15 protein-coding genes are annotated in these 16,492 nt (G+C 70.2%); 8 read left to right on the top strand and 7 right to left on the bottom strand.

The genetic code is table 11. From position 1 onward, the window contains the following. Positions 1–5 precede the first annotated feature (5 nt). From IG54_RS0117125 to IG54_RS0117110, 4 genes are all read right to left on the bottom strand, one after another. Positions 6–323: a bifunctional 3-phenylpropionate/cinnamic acid dioxygenase ferredoxin subunit gene (locus IG54_RS0117125; RefSeq protein WP_030784210.1), complete on the bottom strand. Its 318-nt coding sequence runs from the start codon at positions 321–323 to the stop codon at positions 6–8. Continuing rightward, complete coding sequence (sufD, locus tag IG54_RS0117120; protein ID WP_030784207.1) at positions 320–1,501, bottom strand: Fe-S cluster assembly protein SufD; 1,182 nt, start codon at positions 1,499–1,501, stop codon at positions 320–322. Before sufD ends, IG54_RS0117125 begins: the two co-directional genes overlap by 4 nt. A gap of 63 nt (positions 1,502–1,564) precedes the next feature. Next, entirely contained in the window at positions 1,565–2,986 is a 1,422-nt protein-coding gene (gene sufB, locus IG54_RS0117115; RefSeq protein WP_030784204.1) for a Fe-S cluster assembly protein SufB, read from the bottom strand. Further along, positions 2,983–3,714, bottom strand: a complete 732-nt coding sequence (locus IG54_RS0117110) for a helix-turn-helix transcriptional regulator (protein ID WP_030784201.1) — start codon at positions 3,712–3,714, stop codon at positions 2,983–2,985. Before IG54_RS0117110 ends, sufB begins: the two co-directional genes overlap by 4 nt. Positions 3,715–3,956: 242 nt before the next feature. On the opposite strand from IG54_RS0117110, the gene IG54_RS0117105 reads away from it, so the two are divergent. The 3 genes from IG54_RS0117105 (at position 3,957) to IG54_RS0117095 (ending at position 6,737) form a co-directional block, all read left to right on the top strand. After that, positions 3,957–4,880, top strand: a complete 924-nt coding sequence (locus IG54_RS0117105) for an ABC transporter ATP-binding protein (protein WP_030784199.1) — start codon at positions 3,957–3,959, stop codon at positions 4,878–4,880. Next, positions 4,877–5,647, top strand: coding sequence for an ABC transporter permease (locus IG54_RS0117100; protein WP_030784196.1), 771 nt, complete (start codon positions 4,877–4,879; stop codon positions 5,645–5,647). The genes IG54_RS0117105 and IG54_RS0117100 overlap by 4 nt, the downstream gene beginning before the upstream one ends. A 67-nt stretch (positions 5,648–5,714) precedes the next feature. Beyond that, positions 5,715–6,737 (top strand): COX15/CtaA family protein, encoded by a 1,023-nt coding sequence (locus IG54_RS0117095; protein ID WP_051819557.1) that lies wholly within the window; start codon positions 5,715–5,717, stop codon positions 6,735–6,737. Here the strand turns inward: IG54_RS0117095 and IG54_RS0117090 are convergent. The 3 genes from IG54_RS0117090 to IG54_RS0117080 form a co-directional block, all read right to left on the bottom strand. Beyond that, the gene (locus tag IG54_RS0117090) at positions 6,717–7,814 is read right to left on the bottom strand and encodes an amidohydrolase family protein (RefSeq protein ID WP_030784188.1); all 1,098 of its coding nucleotides are present in this window, start codon (positions 7,812–7,814) and stop codon (positions 6,717–6,719) included. The two genes, IG54_RS0117095 and IG54_RS0117090, sit on opposite strands and share 21 nt — an antisense overlap. A gap of 55 nt (positions 7,815–7,869) precedes the next feature. After that, on the bottom strand, positions 7,870–8,232 hold the full coding sequence (locus tag IG54_RS0117085; protein ID WP_030784185.1) for a hypothetical protein: 363 nt from the start codon (positions 8,230–8,232) through the stop codon (positions 7,870–7,872). A 139-nt stretch (positions 8,233–8,371) separates the two neighbouring features. Continuing rightward, a complete protein-coding gene (locus IG54_RS0117080; RefSeq protein ID WP_078594187.1) occupies positions 8,372–9,325 on the bottom strand; it encodes a heme o synthase in 954 nt (317 codons plus the stop codon). A gap of 431 nt (positions 9,326–9,756) precedes the next feature. Here IG54_RS0117080 and tkt point away from each other — a divergent pair, with 431 nt between their 5' ends. The 5 genes from tkt to pgl are packed head-to-tail and all read left to right on the top strand — an operon-like array spanning position 9,757 to position 16,381. Then, a complete protein-coding gene (gene tkt / locus IG54_RS0117075) occupies positions 9,757–11,844 on the top strand; it encodes a transketolase (protein ID WP_030784179.1) in 2,088 nt (695 codons plus the stop codon). Positions 11,845–11,878: 34 nt separating this feature from the next. Then, positions 11,879–12,997, top strand: a complete 1,119-nt coding sequence (tal, locus tag IG54_RS0117070) for a transaldolase (RefSeq protein WP_030784176.1) — start codon at positions 11,879–11,881, stop codon at positions 12,995–12,997. 5 nt (positions 12,998–13,002) lie between these two features. Then, positions 13,003–14,526, top strand: a complete 1,524-nt coding sequence (gene zwf, locus IG54_RS0117065) for a glucose-6-phosphate dehydrogenase (RefSeq protein ID WP_106977026.1) — start codon at positions 13,003–13,005, stop codon at positions 14,524–14,526. Next, on the top strand, positions 14,523–15,605 hold the full coding sequence (gene opcA / locus IG54_RS0117060) for a glucose-6-phosphate dehydrogenase assembly protein OpcA (protein ID WP_030784170.1): 1,083 nt from the start codon (positions 14,523–14,525) through the stop codon (positions 15,603–15,605). The genes zwf and opcA overlap by 4 nt, the downstream gene beginning before the upstream one ends. Further along, entirely contained in the window at positions 15,602–16,381 is a 780-nt protein-coding gene (gene pgl, locus IG54_RS0117055; protein WP_030784167.1) for a 6-phosphogluconolactonase, read from the top strand. The genes opcA and pgl overlap by 4 nt, the downstream gene beginning before the upstream one ends. Positions 16,382–16,492: the final 111 nt, after the last annotated feature.

Genomic DNA, 16,492 nt, shown 5'->3' with positions numbered 1-16,492 from the left:
GTGCCTCAGGACTCCTGGGAAAGGGAGACGAGCACGTCATCCCCTTCGATCTTTACGGGGTATACGGGGACGGGGCGCGTCGCGGGAAGGCCGGACGGCTTGCCGGTACGGAGGTCGAACGCGGAGCCGTGCAGCCAGCACTCGATCTGGCAGTCCTCCACCTCGCCCTCGGAGAGGGAGACGTTCGCGTGCGAGCAGATGTCGTGGATCGCGTACACCTCGCCCTCGGTGTGGACGACCGAGACCGGCGTGCCGTCGAGTTCCACCCGCTTGGGGGTGTCCTCCTCCAGCTCACCGAGTCCGCAGACGCGTACGAAGGTCATGCGACCGTCGCCTCCAGCTCCTCTTCGATCTTGGCGATGAGGCGCTCCTCGACGTCCGGCAGACCGATCTGCTGGACCAGCTCGGCGAAGAAGCCGCGGACGACGAGGCGGCGGGCCTCGTCCTCCGGGATACCGCGCGACTGGAGGTAGAAGAGCTGCTCGTCGTCGAAGCGGCCGGTTGCCGAGGCGTGGCCGGCGCCGACGATCTCGCCGGTCTCGATCTCCAGGTTCGGTACCGAGTCCACGCGGGCGCCGTCGGTCAGTACGAGGTTGCGGTTCATCTCGTAGGTGTCGGTGCCCTCGGCGGCGGCCTCGATGAGGACGTCACCGATCCACACGGCGTGGGCGTTGTCGCCCTGGAGCGCGCCCTTGTAGACGACGTTCGACTTGCAGTGCGGGGTGTTGTGGTCGACCAGGAGGCGGTGCTCCTGGTGCTGGCCCGCGTCGGTGACGTACAGGCCGAACAGCTCGGCCTCGCCGCCGGGACCCGCGTAGCTGACGCGCGGGTGCAGGCGGACCAGGTCGCCGCCGAAGGTGACGACGACGGACTTGAAGGAGGCGTCGCGGCCGATCAGCGCGTTGTGCTGGGCGACGTGCACCGCCTTGTCGTCCCAGTCCTGGACGGAGACGACGGTGAGCTTGGCGCCGTCGCCGACCACGAGGTCGACGTTGGCGGCGAGCACGGCGTCACCGGTGTGGTCGATGACGACCAGGGCCTCGGCGAACGCGCCCAGCTCGATCACCTGGTGGGCGAAGGCGGTGCCGCCCTCGCCGTGCACAGCGATCCGGATCGGCTCAGTCAGGACCGTCTCCTTGGGGACGGTGATGACCGAGGCCTTCTCGAAGGACGAGTAGGCCTGCGCGGCGATGCGGTCGACGGGCTTGCCCGCCTTGCCGACGCGCGCGTCGTCCCGCCCGACGGTCTCCTGGATGACGCCCTCGGGGGCGCTCACCTCGACCCGGATGCCGCCCGCGGCCACCGCGCTGCCGTCGTGCAGCCCGCGCAGCCGCTCCAGCGGCGTGAACCGCCACTCCTCCTCGCGGCCGTGGGGGACCGGGAAGTCCGCCACGTCGAAGGACGGGGGCGCGCTCATACGGGTGGCGACGGTGGACTCGGCGGCCACCGCGATGGATCCGGCGGTCGTCGACCCGACCGGGATGTTCTGAGCCTCAGCCATGGCTGTCGTCGTGCTCTCTCTCTGCGTAAAAGAAGTCAGTCGCTGCGGGGACGGTTGCCGGTCTTAACCGACCGAACCCTCCATTTGCAGCTCGATCAGCCGGTTCAGCTCCAGGGCGTACTCCATCGGCAGCTCCTTGGCGATCGGCTCGACGAAGCCGCGGACGATCATCGCCATGGCCTCGAACTCCGTCATGCCGCGGCTCATCAGGTAGAAGAGCTGGTCGTCGGAGACCTTGGAGACGGTCGCCTCGTGACCCATCGACACGTCGTCCTCGCGGACGTCGACGTAGGGGTAGGTGTCCGAGCGCGAGATCGTGTCGACGAGCAGCGCGTCGCAGAGCACGTTCGACTTCGATCCGGCGGCGCCCTCACCGATCTCGACGAGGCCGCGGTACGACGTACGACCGCCGCCGCGCGCCACCGACTTGGAGACGATGTTGGAGGAGGTGTTCGGCGCCATGTGGACCATCTTGGAGCCGGCGTCCTGGTGCTGGCCCTCGCCCGCGAAGGCGATGGACAGCGTCTCGCCCTTGGCGTGCTCGCCCATGAGGTAGACGGCGGGGTACTTCATCGTCACCTTGGAGCCGATGTTGCCGTCGATCCACTCCATGGTCGCGCCCTCGTACGCCACGGCGCGCTTGGTGACCAGGTTGTAGACGTTGTTCGACCAGTTCTGGATCGTCGTGTAGCGGCAGCGGCCGCCCTTCTTCACGATGATCTCGACGACGGCGGAGTGCAGCGAGTCCGACTTGTAGATCGGCGCGGTGCAGCCCTCGACGTAGTGGACGTAGGCGTCCTCGTCGACGATGATCAGCGTCCGCTCGAACTGGCCCATGTTCTCCGTGTTGATGCGGAAGTAGGCCTGGAGCGGGATCTCGACGTGCACGCCCTTGGGGACGTAGATGAACGATCCGCCGGACCATACGGCGGTGTTCAGCGACGCGAACTTGTTGTCACCGACGGGGATGACCGTGCCGAAGTACTCCTTGAACAGCTCCGGGTGCTCCTTGAGCGCCGTGTCGGTGTCCAGGAAGATGACGCCCTGCTCCTCCAGGTCCTCGCGGATCTGGTGGTAGACGACCTCGGACTCGTACTGGGCCGCGACACCGGCGACGAGGCGCTGCTTCTCCGCCTCGGGGATGCCGAGCTTGTCGTACGTGTTCTTGATGTCCTCGGGCAGGTCCTCCCAGGACTCCGCCTGCTTCTCCGTGGAGCGCACGAAGTACTTGATGTTGTCGAAGTCGATGCCCGACAGGTCCGAGCCCCAGTTGGGCATGGGCTTCTTGTCGAAGAGGCGCAGGCCCTTGAGGCGGAGCTTCGTCATCCATTCCGGCTCGGACTTCTTCGCCGAGATGTCCTTGACGACGTCCTCGCTCAGACCGCGCTTGGCAGCGGCACCGGCCGCGTCGGAGTCGGCCCAGCCGTATTCGTACGTGCCCAGACCCTCGAGTTCGGGGTGGGCAGTCTCCGTGGGGAGCGTCATGCGGGGTTCCTCCCGGCCGTGCTTGCGGATGCGTGATCAGTGGTCTGTGAAGACTGTGGGGCGTTACGGGGGATGAATGTCGTGCAGACGCCGTCGCCGTGGGCGATGGTGGCGAGCCGCTGGACATGCGTCCCGAGGAGGGCGGAGAAGATCTCCGTCTCCGCCTCGCACAGTTGTGGGTACTGCTCGGCGACGTGAGCGACCGGGCAGTGGTGCTGGCACAGCTGCTCGCCCACCGGAGCGCTACGCGCCGTAGCAGCGTACCCGTCGGCGGTCAACGCCTTCGCGAGAGCCTCGGTGCGCTGCTCGGGGGGCGCCGCGTCGATCGTCTTCCGGTAGGCCGCGGCTTGGGCGGCCATCCGGTCGCGGGCGAACTCGACGACCGCTCCCTCGCCGTGCCGCTCGCTGATCCAGCGCAGGGCGTCGGCGGCGAGCTTGTCGTACGACTGGTCGAAGGCGTCCCGGCCGCAGTCGGTGAGCGCGAAGACCTTGGCGGGGCGCCCGCGCGTACGCGCGCCGTAGATCCGCTGCTCACGGGGCTCTACGACGTTCTCCTGGGCGAGGGTGTCGAGGTGCCGGCGCACGGCGGCCTGGGTCAGGCCGAGGCGCGCGGCGAGGTCGGCGACCGTGGAGGGGCCGTGGTCCAGGATGGAGCGCGCGACCCGGTTGCGCGTCGAGCGCTCTCCGGTCGCGAGTTCCTCCTGGGGAGCCTCGCCAACGTTTTTCACAACGCCATTGTTGCGTAATTCCTCAGACCCTGACAACCCGCGCCTTGATCACCGCGTGGTGCGCTGCATCACTTAGGCAAACCTAAGCTGACCTGCGAAAACGATCACTCGGACCGGGTTTTCGCCCTGGTCATGAGCCGGACCGCGGGCCTGGCCGAGGGCCCCACCGCGACCCCTCGCGGGGGCCGATCACCGCGCCCCGCCCACCCGGCGCCCCCGGCCCCTCCCTAGACTGGCTCACCATGCGAAACGAGCCCGTCGTCCAGATCGAGAGTCTGGTCAAGCGGTACGGAAACAAGACCGCGGTCGACGGTCTCGACCTGACGGCCGGGGCGGGCATCACCGCCGTCCTCGGCCCCAACGGCGCCGGCAAGACCACCACGATCGAGACCTGCGAGGGCTACCGGAAGCCGGACTCGGGCACCGTGCGCGTCCTCGGCCTCGACCCGGTCCGCCAGGCCGACGCGCTGCGGCCCCGCATCGGCGTGATGCTCCAGTCCGGCGGCGTGTACTCCGGTGCCCGCGCGGACGAAATGCTGCGCCACGTCGCCAAGCTGCACGCGGACCCGCTGGACGTGAACGACCTCATCGAGCGGCTGGGGCTCGGCAGCTGCGGGCGCACCACCTACCGGCGGCTGTCCGGCGGCCAGCAGCAGCGGCTCGCGCTCGCGATGGCCGTGGTCGGCAGGCCCGACCTGGTCTTCCTGGACGAGCCGACCGCGGGCCTCGACCCGCAGGCACGCCGGGCCACCTGGGACCTCGTACGCGATCTGCGCCGCGACGGGGTCGCCGTCATCCTCACCACGCACCACATGGACGAGGCCGAGCAGCTCGCCGACGACGTCGCGATCATCGACGCGGGCAAGGTCATCGCCCAGGGCAGCCCGGACGCGCTGTGCCGCGGCGGCGCCGAGAACACCCTGCGCTTCACCGGCCGTCCGGGGCTTGACGTCGGCTCGCTCCTCAAGGCGCTGCCGCCGGACTCGGCGGCGGCGGAACTGACCCCCGGCGCCTACCGCGTCAGCGGCACGGTCGACCCGCAGCTGCTCGCCACCGTCACCTCCTGGTGCGCCCAGCACGGGGTGATGCCGGACCGGATCTCGGTCGAACGCCACACTCTGGAAGACGTTTTTCTGGAACTGACGGGTAAGGAGCTGCGCGGATGAGCGCCGCCGGTACGTACACGCCGAAGCCGGGCGCCGCCCCGCTCCCCCGCATGATCGCCGCGCAGGCCGCGCTGGAGACCAAGATGCTGCTGCGCAACGGCGAGCAGCTGCTCCTCACGGTGGTGATTCCCACCCTGCTGCTGGTGCTGTTCAGCGCGGTCGACATCGTGGACACGGGCGACGGCAAGGCCGTGGACTTCCTCGCGCCCGGCGTCCTCGCGCTCGCGGTGATGTCGACGGCCTTCACCGGCCAGGCCATCGCGACCGGCTTCGAGCGCCGCTACGGCGTGCTCAAGCGGCTCGGCGCCTCGCCGCTCCCCCGCTGGGGCCTGATGGCCGCGAAGACCCTCTCCGTGCTGGTCACCGAGGTCCTCCAGATCGTGCTGCTCACGGCCATCGCCTTCGCCCTCGGCTGGTCACCGCACGGCAACCCCGTCTCCGTGCTCCTGCTCCTGGTGCTCGGCACGGCCGCCTTCTCCGGGCTCGGCCTGCTGATGGCGGGGACCCTGAAGGCCGAGGCGACCCTGGCCGCCGCGAACCTCGTCTTCCTGCTGCTGCTCATGGGCGGCGGGGTGATCGTGCCGCTCGACAAGTTCCCCGACGCGGCCCAGTCGGTCCTCGGCCGGCTGCCCATCTCGGCGCTCTCGGACGGGCTGCGCGATGTGCTCCAGCACGGTGCGGGCATGCCGTGGGCGGACCTCGGGATCCTCGCCGTGTGGGCGGTCCTCGGGCTCGGCGCGGCGGCGCGGTTCTTCCGCTGGGAGTAGCGGCGCCGCCCCGCCGGAACGCCGGATACGTCCCCCTCGTGAAGCCGTGCACAAGCGGCCCCCTACGATGGGGCCCGTGCCAAACGTGACCCGAGCCGACGTCGCTCAAGCCGCGCGGAACCCGCTCGCCTTCATCGCCGAGCGGTGGACCCCCACCCAGCGGACCGTCCAGCGGGCGGCCTTCATCTCCCTGGCCATGACCGTCGTCATCGTGGTGACGGGCGGCGCCGTGCGGCTGACCGGCTCGGGCCTCGGCTGCCCGACCTGGCCCAAGTGCACGCAGGACTCCCTCACCGCGACCAGCGAGATGGGCTTCCACGGCGTCGTCGAGTTCGGCAACCGCATGCTGACGTACGTGCTGTGCGCGGCCGTCGGCTGGGCGATCATCGCGGCCCGCTCGCAGAAGCCGATGCGGCGCAGCCTCACCCGGCTCGGCTGGGCCCAGTTCTGGCTGGTCATGGGCAACGCCGTGCTCGGCGGCATCGTCGTACTCGTCGGCCTGAACCCGTACACGGTCGCCGCGCACTTCCTGCTCTCCTCCGCCCTGATCGCGGTCGCCGCCGTCATGTGGCAGCGCTCGCGCGAGGGCGACGCCGAGCCGCGCCCGCTGGTCGGCAAGGCCGTGGCGCAGCTCGTCTGGTTCCTGGTGGCCGCCTCGGGGCTGCTGATCGCGGTCGGCACGGTCGTGACCGGCGCGGGGCCGCACGCGGGCGACTCCAGTGACGTGCCGCGGATGAACCTCGACCCGGTCGGCCTGGACTGGGAGGGCGTCACCAAGCTGCACGCGGTGCTCGCCTGGATCGTGGTGACGCTGGCGTTCGCCCTGTGGTTCGTCCTCAAGGCGGTCGACGCGCCGCGCGGCCCGCTGGCCCGCACCCGCGACCTGTTCCTGATCCTGCTCGCGCAGGGCGCCATCGGCTACGTCCAGTACTTCACGGACCTGCCGGAGATCCTGGTCGGCCTGCACATGTTCGGCTCGTGCCTGGTGTGGATCGCGGTGCTGCGCGTCCTGCTGTCGCTGCGGGAGCGGCCGCACCCCGCGACCGAGCTGCCCGCGCAGGCGGACGACTCACAGCTCTCCGCCGTCTGACAGCCCGTACACGCGGCGGGCGTTGCCCGCCGCGATCAGGCCCGCCACGCGCTGCGCGTCGGTGAGCGACCAGGCGCCGTCCGCGACCCACGTGCCGAGCACCCGCCCGAGGGCCTCCCGGAACAGGTGCGCCCCCACGACGTGCAGTTCGGGCAGCCCGTGCGCGCCGCTGGAGAAGAGCAGCTTGCCGAAGGGCGCGAGTTCGAGGATCTCCGCGAGCACGGCCGCCGCCCGCGCCCCGGTGCGTACGAGTGCGGGGCCGAGGTCGGCGTAGACGTGCGGGAAGACGGCCGCGAGGTGGGCGGCGCTGCGGTGGTAGGGGTAGCCGTGCAGCAGGACCAGGTCGGTGCCGAGGCCCGCGGTGGCCCGCGCGAAGTCCCCGAAGTACGTCTGCGGGTCCCCCGCTCCCGCGTGCAGTTGCAGGGGCCTGCCCGAGGCCACCGCGATCCACAGCAGATGCCGCAGCAGCACCGGGTCGGTGAGCGCCCCGCCCACCTGCCGCCCCGCGAGCCAGCGCCCCACCGCGCCCCGCACCTCGCCGGGGCCCGGTGGCCGTCCCGCGAGGGCGAGCGGATGGCGCACCCCCGCGACCGAGGTGAAGGCGACGGCTCCCGCGGCCGCGGCGTGCACGGACTCGGCGAGGTTGGCGAGGAAGGAGTCGGCGGTGCCCGAGGTGTCCGCGACCTGCTCGGCGAGCAGTTCGAGGCGGACGATCTCGCGGGCCTCGGCGTCGCCGGTGGACGCCATCTCGTCGGGTCCCGTCAGGTCCCCTGGCAGCCCCGTGTCGACGAGATACGTGGTGATGCCGCTGCCCCTCAGCAGGCGCCGCCCCGTCTCCAGGACGCCCAGCTCGCGGCGGCGGGCCAGATAGCGGGCCGGCGGGCAGTGCGGCTCGACGCCGAGCAGGGGCGGGCACCAGCGGCGCACCGCGAAGCCGGTCTGGGTGTCGAAGAAGGTGGTGCCGGGGGCGGGCGGTCCCTCGCCCCGGCCGAGATGGGCCTCGAAGGTGCCGAGGCCCAGCTCCGTACGGAGGACGCCATGGCAGTACTGGTCCACCAGGGACGGCGTTTCGATCATGCGGGCTCCCGCTGAATGGACCTTGCTCCTACGGTCCTAACGGGTGACCCGGGTGTCAGGTGTTGCCTCCGGCGTCGTTCTTCGGTCCGCCGATCTGGATCCCTGCCATGCGCGTCCACTCGTAGGGCCCGGTCCGCACCTTCGCGGCGAAGTCGCCGTCGAAGTCGTCGTGGACGGTGATCCCGGCCTTCTCGACGGCGCTGACGGCGACGGCGTGGTCGGGCGCGACCAGGTCGCCCCAGCCGCCGTCCTCACCGACGAGGACGATGCGGGCACCCTTCTGGCCGATGTACGCGATCTGCCCCTCGGCCCCGCCGTGCTCGCGGGCGAAGGCGCCGATCTCCTTGGCGAGCCGAGCCGCCTTCCGCTCCGAGCGAGCGGCCTTCTTGCTGTCGTCCACCTGCTGAGTCTCTGCCATGCCGAGGATGCTACCGACGGGTAGCCACCTGGTCGACAGCCACTCGAAGTGGCGTCGCCCACGCGCCCCGTCAGGGGCGCGGGGGAACTGCGCGTTCGAGCCCAGACCCGCACCGGCACCCGTCCCCCCAGCGGAGCGCCTAGCGCAGGAAGGGGTCCACCGCCACGGCGACGAAGAGCAGCGAGACATAGGTGATGGACCAGTGGAAGAGCCGCATCTCCTTGAGCTTGCCGCCCGTCGCCTCCGCCTTGGCGCGGTTCTGTAGGCCGTGCGCCTCCCACAGCCACCAGCCGCCGGTCACCAGCGCCACCGCGGTGTAGAACCAGCCGGTGTAGCCGAGCGGCTGGAGCAGCAGGGAGACGGCGACCATGACCCAGCTGTAGAGGACGATCTGCCGGGCGACCACCTTGTTGGAGGCGATGACCGGCAGCATCGGCACGCCCACGCGCGCGTAGTCCTCCTTGACCTTCATGGAGAGCGGCCAGTAGTGCGGCGGCGTCCAGAAGAACATGACGAGGAAGAGGATGACCGGCGCCCACGACAGGGAGTTGGTCACCGAGGACCAGCCGATGAGGACCGGCAGGCAGCCCGCGATGCCGCCCCAGACGATGTTCTGCGAGGTGCGCCGCTTCAGGATCATCGTGTAGACGACCACGTAGAAGAGCAGCGCGCCGAGCGAGAGCCAGGCGGAGAGCCAGTTGACGGCGAGGCCGAAGAGCAGCGTGGAGACGACCCCGAGGGTGATGCCGAACACGAGGCATTCGCGCGGGCTCACCATGCCGGTGACCAGCGGCCGCTGCGACGTCCGGTCCATCAGGGCGTCGATGTCGCGGTCGATGTACATGTTGAGCGCGTTGGCGCCGCCCGCGGAGAGGTAGCCGCCCACGCAGGTCACGAGGACCAGCCACAGGTCCGGCACGCCCTGCTCGGCGAGGAACATCACCGGAACGGTGGTGATGAGGAGGAGTTCGATGATCCGCGGCTTCGTCAGCGCCACGAACGCCTTGACACGGGCCCCGAACGGCCGATGGCTCGGGCTAAGGTCCGTCCCGGAAACCCCCGCTGGACGGGATTCAACGGCCGTCACGCACACCCCTGACAGAGACATCCCAGCGAGCCGACCAGCACCGTCGGACATGAAGATCCGGTAAAGGCTCGCGCGTACCACGCCACTGTAGACGTTGCCCATACTTCGCCCTTCGCGGGGGTGGGGTCGTGTTGAGCACGGGTAAGAGGGGTACCGCCCATCGGGCGGGCCGCCACGTGCGCGGTACGGGCCGTTCTTCGGGGGGACCCGGGGGCGGACACATGAGCGATGCCGAACGACCTTTGAGCGGACAAATGAGCGGTTCCTTATTCACATGGCGAATCGCCGCGCATTCCTTTCAGGAGGCGTATCCCGGCTTGTCCCGGCAGTCTGGAATGACTCGAAAAAATGCACGTTCCGGCAGCGGTAGGCTCGACAACGGCCGGTGGGATTCACATCGCCGGCATTCGACATGTGGAGAGGAGCCCTGACTCAGGGTGAGCACCAAGCCGACCACCACAGACCTCGAGTGGACCGAACTGGACCAGCGGGCCGTTGATACCGCTCGCGTCCTGGCCATGGATTCCGTACAGAAGGTCGGCAACGGCCATCCCGGTACGGCCATGAGCCTCGCGCCTGCCGCGTACACCCTTTTCCAGAAGGTGATGCGCCATGACCCGGCGGACGCGGACTGGACCGGTCGTGACCGTTTCGTCCTCTCCGCGGGCCACTCGTCCCTGACTCTCTACATCCAGCTCTACCTGGCCGGTTTCGGTCTGGAGCTGGATGATCTGAAGGCCTTCCGCACCTGGGGCTCGAAGACGCCGGGCCACCCGGAGTACGGGCACACGACGGGCGTGGAGACGACGACGGGCCCGCTGGGCCAGGGTGTCGCCAACGCCGTGGGCATGGCGATGGCCGCCCGCTACGAGCGCGGCCTGTTCGACCCCAAGGCCCCGGCCGGCGAGTCGCCGTTCGACCACTTCATCTACGCCATCGCCGGTGACGGCTGCCTCCAGGAGGGCATCTCCGGCGAGGCCTCGTCGCTGGCCGGGCACCAGAAGCTCGGCAATCTGATCCTGCTGTGGGACGACAACCACATCTCGATCGAGGGCGACACGGAGACCGCGATCTCCGAGGACACCATGAAGCGGTACGAGGCCTACGGCTGGCACGTGCAGCGCGTGGAGCCCAAGGAGGACGGCGACCTCGACCCGCGGGCGCTCTTCGACGCGATCCAGCGGGCCAAGGCCGTCACGGACAAGCCGTCCTTCATCGCGATGCGCTCGATCATCGCCTGGCCCGCCCCGAACGCGCAGAACACCGAGGCCGCCCACGGCTCGGCGCTCGGCGACGAGGAGGTGGCCGCCACCAAGCGCGTCCTCGGCTTCGACCCCGAGCAGACCTTCGAGGTCTCCGACGAGGTCATCGCGCACACCCGCAAGGCCCTCGACCGCGGCCGCCAGGCCAAGGCCGAGTGGGAGAAGGGCTTCGCCGCCTGGCGCACCGCCGACGGCGAGCGCGCCGCCACCTTCGACCGCATCGCCGCGGGCGAGCTGCCCAAGGGCTGGGAGGAGCAGCTCCCGGTCTTCGAGACGGGCAAGGGCGTCGCCACGCGCGCCGCGTCCGGCAAGGTCCTCCAGGCGCTCGGCGCGGTCATCCCCGAGCTGTGGGGCGGCTCCGCCGACCTCGCGGGCTCGAACAACACGACGATCGACAAGACGTCGTCGTTCCTCCCCGCGGGCAACCCGCTCCCGGAGGCCGACCCGTACGGCCGCACGATCCACTTCGGCATCCGCGAGCACTCCATGGCCGCGGAGATGAACGGCATCGCGCTGCACGGCAACACCCGCATCTACGGCGGCACCTTCCTGGTGTTCTCCGACTACATGCGCAACGCCGTACGCCTGTCCGCGCTGATGCACCTCCCGGTGACGTACGTGTGGACGCACGACTCGGTCGGCCTGGGCGAGGACGGCCCCACGCACCAGCCGGTCGAGCACCTGGCCTCGCTGCGCGCCATCCCGGGCCTGAACGTGGTCCGTCCGGCCGACGCGAACGAGACCGCCATCGCCTGGCGCGAGATCCTCAAGCGCTACACCAAGGAGTTCGGCAAGGGCGCCCCGCACGGCCTCGCGCTGACCCGCCAGGGCGTTCCGACCTACGAGCGCAACGAGGACGCCGCCAAGGGCGGTTACGTCCTGTTCGAGGCCGAAGGCGGCGCTCCGGAGGTCATCCTCATCGGCACCGGCTCCGAGGTGCAGCTCGCCGTCGAGGCGCGCGAGCAGCTCCAGGCCGCGGGCGTGGCGACGCGGGTCGTCTCGATGCCGTCGGTCGAGTGGTTCGAGGAGCAGGACCAGGGGTACCGCGACAGCGTGCTGCCGCCGTCCGTGAAGGCGCGCGTGGCGGTCGAGGCGGGCATCGGCCTGACCTGGCACCGTTTCGTGGGCGACGCCGGACGCATCGTCTCGCTGGAGCACTTCGGTGCCTCGGCGGACGCCAAGGTGCTGTTCCGCGAGTTCGGGTTCACCGCCGACGCGGTCGCCCAGGCCGCCCGGGAATCGATCGCCGCAGCCCAGCGCTGACGCTCGTACACGACCAAGTAGGAGATGTAATTCCATGACAGACGCACTCAAGCGCCTCTCCGAAGAAGGCGTCGCGATCTGGCTGGACGACCTGTCGCGCAAGCGGATCACGTCCGGCAACCTCGCCGAACTGATCGACCAGCAGCACGTCGTGGGCGTCACGACCAACCCGTCGATCTTCCAGAAGGCCATCTCGCAGGGCGACGGTTACGACCAGCAGCTCTCCGACCTCGCCGCCCGCGAGGTCACGGTCGAAGAGGCCATCCGCATGATCACGACGGCGGACGTCCGTGACGCCGCCGACATCCTGCGCCCGGTCTTCGACGCGACGGGCGGCCAGGACGGCCGCGTGTCGATCGAGGTCGACCCGCGCCTGGCGCACAACACCAAGGCCACGGTCGCCGAGGCCAAGCAGCTCGCGTGGCTGGTGGACCGCCCGAACACGCTCATCAAGATCCCGGCCACCGAGGCGGGCCTCCCGGCGATCACCGAGGTCATCGGCCTCGGCATCAGCGTCAACGTGACGCTGATCTTCTCGCTGGAGCGCTACCGCCTGGTCATGGACGCGTACGTGGCGGGTCTGGAGAAGGCCAAGGAGCGCGGCCTGGACCTCTCCAAGATCCACTCGGTGGCGTCCTTCTTCGTGTCCCGCGTGGACACCGAGATCGACAAGCGCCTGGACGGCATCGGCACGGACGAGGCCAAGTCCCTCAAGGGCAAGGCCGCGCTGGCCAACGCCCGGCTCGCCTACGAGGCGTACGAGGAGGTCTTCTCCAGCGACCGCTGGGCCGCGCTCGACAAGGCGCAGGCCAACAAGCAGCGTCCGCTGTGGGCCTCGACCGGCGTCAAGGACCCGGCGTACAAGGACACCCTGTACGTCGACGAGCTGGTCGCGCCCAACACGGTGAACACGATGCCGGAGGCGACCCTGGAAGCCGCCGGCGACCACGGTTCGATCACCGGCAACACCATCGCGGGCACCTATGACGAGGCCCGTGCCGAGATCGCCGCGGTGGAGAAGCTCGGCATCTCGTACGACGAGGTCGTGCAGCTCCTGGAGGACGAGGGCGTCGAGAAGTTCGAGGCCTCCTGGAACGACCTGCTCAAGTCGACCGAGGCCGAGCTGAAGCGCCTCGCTCCTTCGAAGGGCTGACCACTTTGTCAAGCAGCAATCCGCTGCGTGACGCCGCAGACCGACGGCTCCCGCGTATCGCGGGGCCGTCGGGCCTGGTCATTTTTGGCGTCACGGGCGATTTGTCCCGTAAAAAGCTGATGCCCGCCGTGTACGACCTCGCGAACCGAGGTCTGTTGCCGCCGGGCTTTTCCCTTATTGGTTTCGCCCGTCGCGACTGGGAGGACGAGGACTTCGCCCAGGTCGTGCATGACGCGGTCAAGCAGCACTCGCGCACTCCGTTCCGCGAGGAGGTCTGGCAGCAGCTCATCCAGGGGATGCGCTTCGTCCAGGGCAACTTCGACGACGACACCGCGTTCGAGCAGCTCAAGGCCACCATCCAGGAGCTGGACAAGGCGCAGGGCACGGGCGGCAACTTCGCCTTCTACCTCTCGGTGCCCCCCAAGTTCTTCCCGCAGGTCGTCCAGCAGCTCAAGAAGCACGAGCTGGCGGACGCCCCCGAGGGCTCCTGGCGCCGCGCGGTCATCGAGAAGCCGTTCGGGCACAACCTGGCCTCCGCCCAGGAACTGAACGCGATCGTGCACGAGGTGTTCGCCCCGGACCAGGTGTTCCGGATCGACCACTACCTCGGCAAGGAGACCGTCCAGAACATCCTGGCGCTCCGCTTCGCCAACCAGATGTTCGAGCCGATCTGGAACCGGTCGTACGTCGACCACGTGCAGATCACGATGGCCGAGGACATCGGCATCGGCGGCCGCGCCGGCTACTACGACGGCATCGGCGCCGCCCGCGACGTCATCCAGAACCACCTGCTCCAGCTGATGGCCCTCACCGCCATGGAGGAGCCCGCCTCCTTCGACGCGGACGCGCTGGTCGCCGAGAAGGCGAAGGTGCTCGGCGCCGTCCGGCTGCCGAAGGACCTCGGCAGGAGCACGGTCCGCGGCCAGTACTCCGCGGGGTGGCAGGGCGGCGAGAAGGCCGTCGGCTACCTCCAGGAAGAGGGCATCGACCCCAAGTCGAAGACCGACACCTACGCCGCCATCAAGCTGGGAGTGGACAACCGCCGCTGGGCGGGCGTCCCCTTCTACCTGCGCACCGGCAAGCGGCTCGGCCGACGGGTGACGGAGATCGCGGTGGTCTTCCAGCGCGCCCCCCACTCCCCCTTCGACCACACCGCGACCGAGGAGCTGGGGCAGAACGCGATCGTCATCCGCGTCCAGCCCGACGAGGGCATCACGGTCCGGTTCGGCTCCAAGGTGCCCGGCACCTCCATGGAGATCCGGGACGTCTCGATGGACTTCGCGTACGGCGAGTCCTTCACCGAGTCGAGCCCGGAGGCGTACGAGCGTCTGATCCTCGACGTCCTGCTCGGCGACGCCAACCTCTTCCCGCGCACGGAGGAGGTCGAGCTGTCCTGGAACATCCTCGACCCGATCGAGGAGTACTGGGACAAGCACGGCAAGCCCGCGCAGTACCCGGCCGGCACCTGGGGCCCGACCGAGGCGGACGAGATGCTCGCACGAGACGGACGGAGCTGGCGTCGGCCATGAAGATCGACCTTACGGACACCACGTCCAGCAAGATCAACAAGGCGCTGGTGAAGGGCCGCCGCGCGATCGGCACCCCGGCCGTCGGCATGGTCCTCACCCTCGTCATCGTCACCGACGAGGAGAACGCGTACGACTCCCTGAAGGCGGCCAACGACGCGTCGCGCGAGCACCCCTCGCGCACGCTCGTGGTCATCAAGCGCGCCGCCCGCTCGCCCCGCGACCGCACGACCTCGCGCCTGGACGCCGAGGTACGGGTGGGCGTCGAGGCGGGCACCGGCGAGACGGTGGTCCTGCGGCTGTACGGCGAGGTCATCAACCACGCCCAGTCGGTCGTCCTGCCGCTGCTGCTCCCCGACGCCCCCGTGGTCGTCTGGTGGCCGGTGAACGCCCCGCTCGACCCGTCCAACGACCCGCTCGGCGCGCTGGCCCAGCGCCGCGTCACGGACACCTACGCGGCCGAGCAGCCGATCCACGAGCTGACCGCCCGCGCCGAGGCCTACCACCCCGGCGACACGGACCTGTCCTGGACCCGCATCACCCCGTGGCGCTCCATGCTCGCCGCGGCCCTGGACCAGGTCACCTGCAAGGTCACGTCGGTGCAGGTGGAGGGCGAGGAGTTCAACCCCAGCTGCGAGCTGCTCGGCATGTGGCTCGCGGACCGGCTCGACGTCCCGGTGAAGCGCTCGCTGTCGGCGGGCCCCGGCCTGACCGGCGTACGCATGGAGACCGACTGCGGTCCCATCGTGCTCGACCGCGCCGACGGCTCGCTCGCCACGCTCTCCATCCAGGGGCAGCCCGACCGCGCGGTGGCCCTCAAGCGCCGCGAGACGGCCGAGCTGATCGCGGAGGAGCTGCGCCGCCTCGACCCGGACGACACCTACGCCTCCGCGCTGAAGTACGGCGTGGAGCGGCTCGGCGAGCCCTCGTCGGAGCCGTTGAAGCCCGCCGAGGACGCGAAGGACGCGCCCGAGCCCGCGGAGGCGGCGACCGAGCCGGAGAAGGCGGCTGAGCCGAAGAAGGCGCCGGCGAAGAAGGCCCCGGCCAAGAAGGCCCCGGCCAAGAAGGCGGCGGCGAAATGAGCGCGACTCCGCAGCTCGTCGTCCACCGCGACAAGGAGCTGATGGCGCAGGCCGCGGCGGCCCGCCTGATCACGAAGATCGTCGACGCGCAGGCCGCCCGCGGCTACGCGTCGGTGGTCCTCACCGGCGGCCGCAACGGCAACGGCCTTCTGGCGGCGCTGAGTTCGTCCGCGGCGAAGGACGCGATCGACTGGTCGCGCCTGGACCTGTGGTGGGGGGACGAGCGCTTCCTGCCGGACGGCGACCCGGAGCGCAACTACACCCAGGCCCGTGCGGCGCTGCTCGACGCGGTGCCGCTCAACCCGGCCCGGGTGCACCCGATGCCCGCGTCCGACGGCCCCTACGAGGTGGACGCCGCGGCCGAGGCCTACGCCGCCGAACTCGCCGCCGCGGCGAGCCCGGACGACCACGGCCCGGTGCCGACGTTCGACGTCCTGATGCTCGGCGTCGGCCCGGACACCCACGTCGCCTCGCTCTTCCCCGAGCTGCCCGCCGTACGCGAGACGGAGCGCACGGTGGTCGGTGTGCACGGCGCGCCGAAGCCCCCGCCGACCCGCGTCACGCTCACGCTCCCGGCGATCCGGGCGGCACGCGAGGTGTGGCTGCTCGCGGCGGGCGAGGACAAGGCGGGGGCCGCGGCCATCGCCCTGTCCGGGGCGGGCGAGGTGCAGGCCCCCGCGGCCGGCGCCTACGGCCGTTCGCGCACGCTGTGGCTGCTCGACGACGCGGCGGCCTCGCAGCTCCCCGCGGACCTGTACCGGCCCGCGGTCGCCTAGAGATCAGGCCGTGCGCGACAAGGGCCCCGCACCGTCCGGTGCGGGGCCAGAGCCTGTGTCATCACCCCGGCCGGATCAGTGGGCGTCGTCTGGTGCGTGCGATCGCAAGGC

The sequence above is a fragment of the Streptomyces sp. NRRL S-920 genome, assembly GCF_000717945.1.
Lineage (GTDB): Bacteria > Actinomycetota > Actinomycetes > Streptomycetales > Streptomycetaceae > Streptomyces > Streptomyces alboniger.
This window is presented reverse-complemented; position numbering and strand designations above follow the sequence as displayed.

What these genes read in the sequence shown, in the direction of transcription:
- IG54_RS0117095 (WP_051819557.1), top strand. Translation starts at nt 5,715, where the DNA reads ATGGGGCCCGTGCCAAACGTGACCCGAGCCGACGTCGCTCAAGCCGCG.
- pgl (WP_030784167.1), top strand. Translation starts at nt 15,602, where the DNA reads ATGAGCGCGACTCCGCAGCTCGTCGTCCACCGCGACAAGGAGCTGATG.
- IG54_RS0117125 (WP_030784210.1), bottom strand. Translation starts at nt 323, where the DNA reads ATGACCTTCGTACGCGTCTGCGGACTCGGTGAGCTGGAGGAGGACACC.
- IG54_RS0117090 (WP_030784188.1), bottom strand. Translation starts at nt 7,814, where the DNA reads ATGATCGAAACGCCGTCCCTGGTGGACCAGTACTGCCATGGCGTCCTC.
- sufB (WP_030784204.1), bottom strand. Translation starts at nt 2,986, where the DNA reads ATGACGCTCCCCACGGAGACTGCCCACCCCGAACTCGAGGGTCTGGGC.
- IG54_RS0117100 (WP_030784196.1), top strand. Translation starts at nt 4,877, where the DNA reads ATGAGCGCCGCCGGTACGTACACGCCGAAGCCGGGCGCCGCCCCGCTC.
- IG54_RS0117105 (WP_030784199.1), top strand. Translation starts at nt 3,957, where the DNA reads ATGCGAAACGAGCCCGTCGTCCAGATCGAGAGTCTGGTCAAGCGGTAC.
- IG54_RS0117085 (WP_030784185.1), bottom strand. Translation starts at nt 8,232, where the DNA reads ATGGCAGAGACTCAGCAGGTGGACGACAGCAAGAAGGCCGCTCGCTCG.
- tal (WP_030784176.1), top strand. Translation starts at nt 11,879, where the DNA reads ATGACAGACGCACTCAAGCGCCTCTCCGAAGAAGGCGTCGCGATCTGG.
- opcA (WP_030784170.1), top strand. Translation starts at nt 14,523, where the DNA reads ATGAAGATCGACCTTACGGACACCACGTCCAGCAAGATCAACAAGGCG.
- sufD (WP_030784207.1), bottom strand. Translation starts at nt 1,501, where the DNA reads ATGGCTGAGGCTCAGAACATCCCGGTCGGGTCGACGACCGCCGGATCC.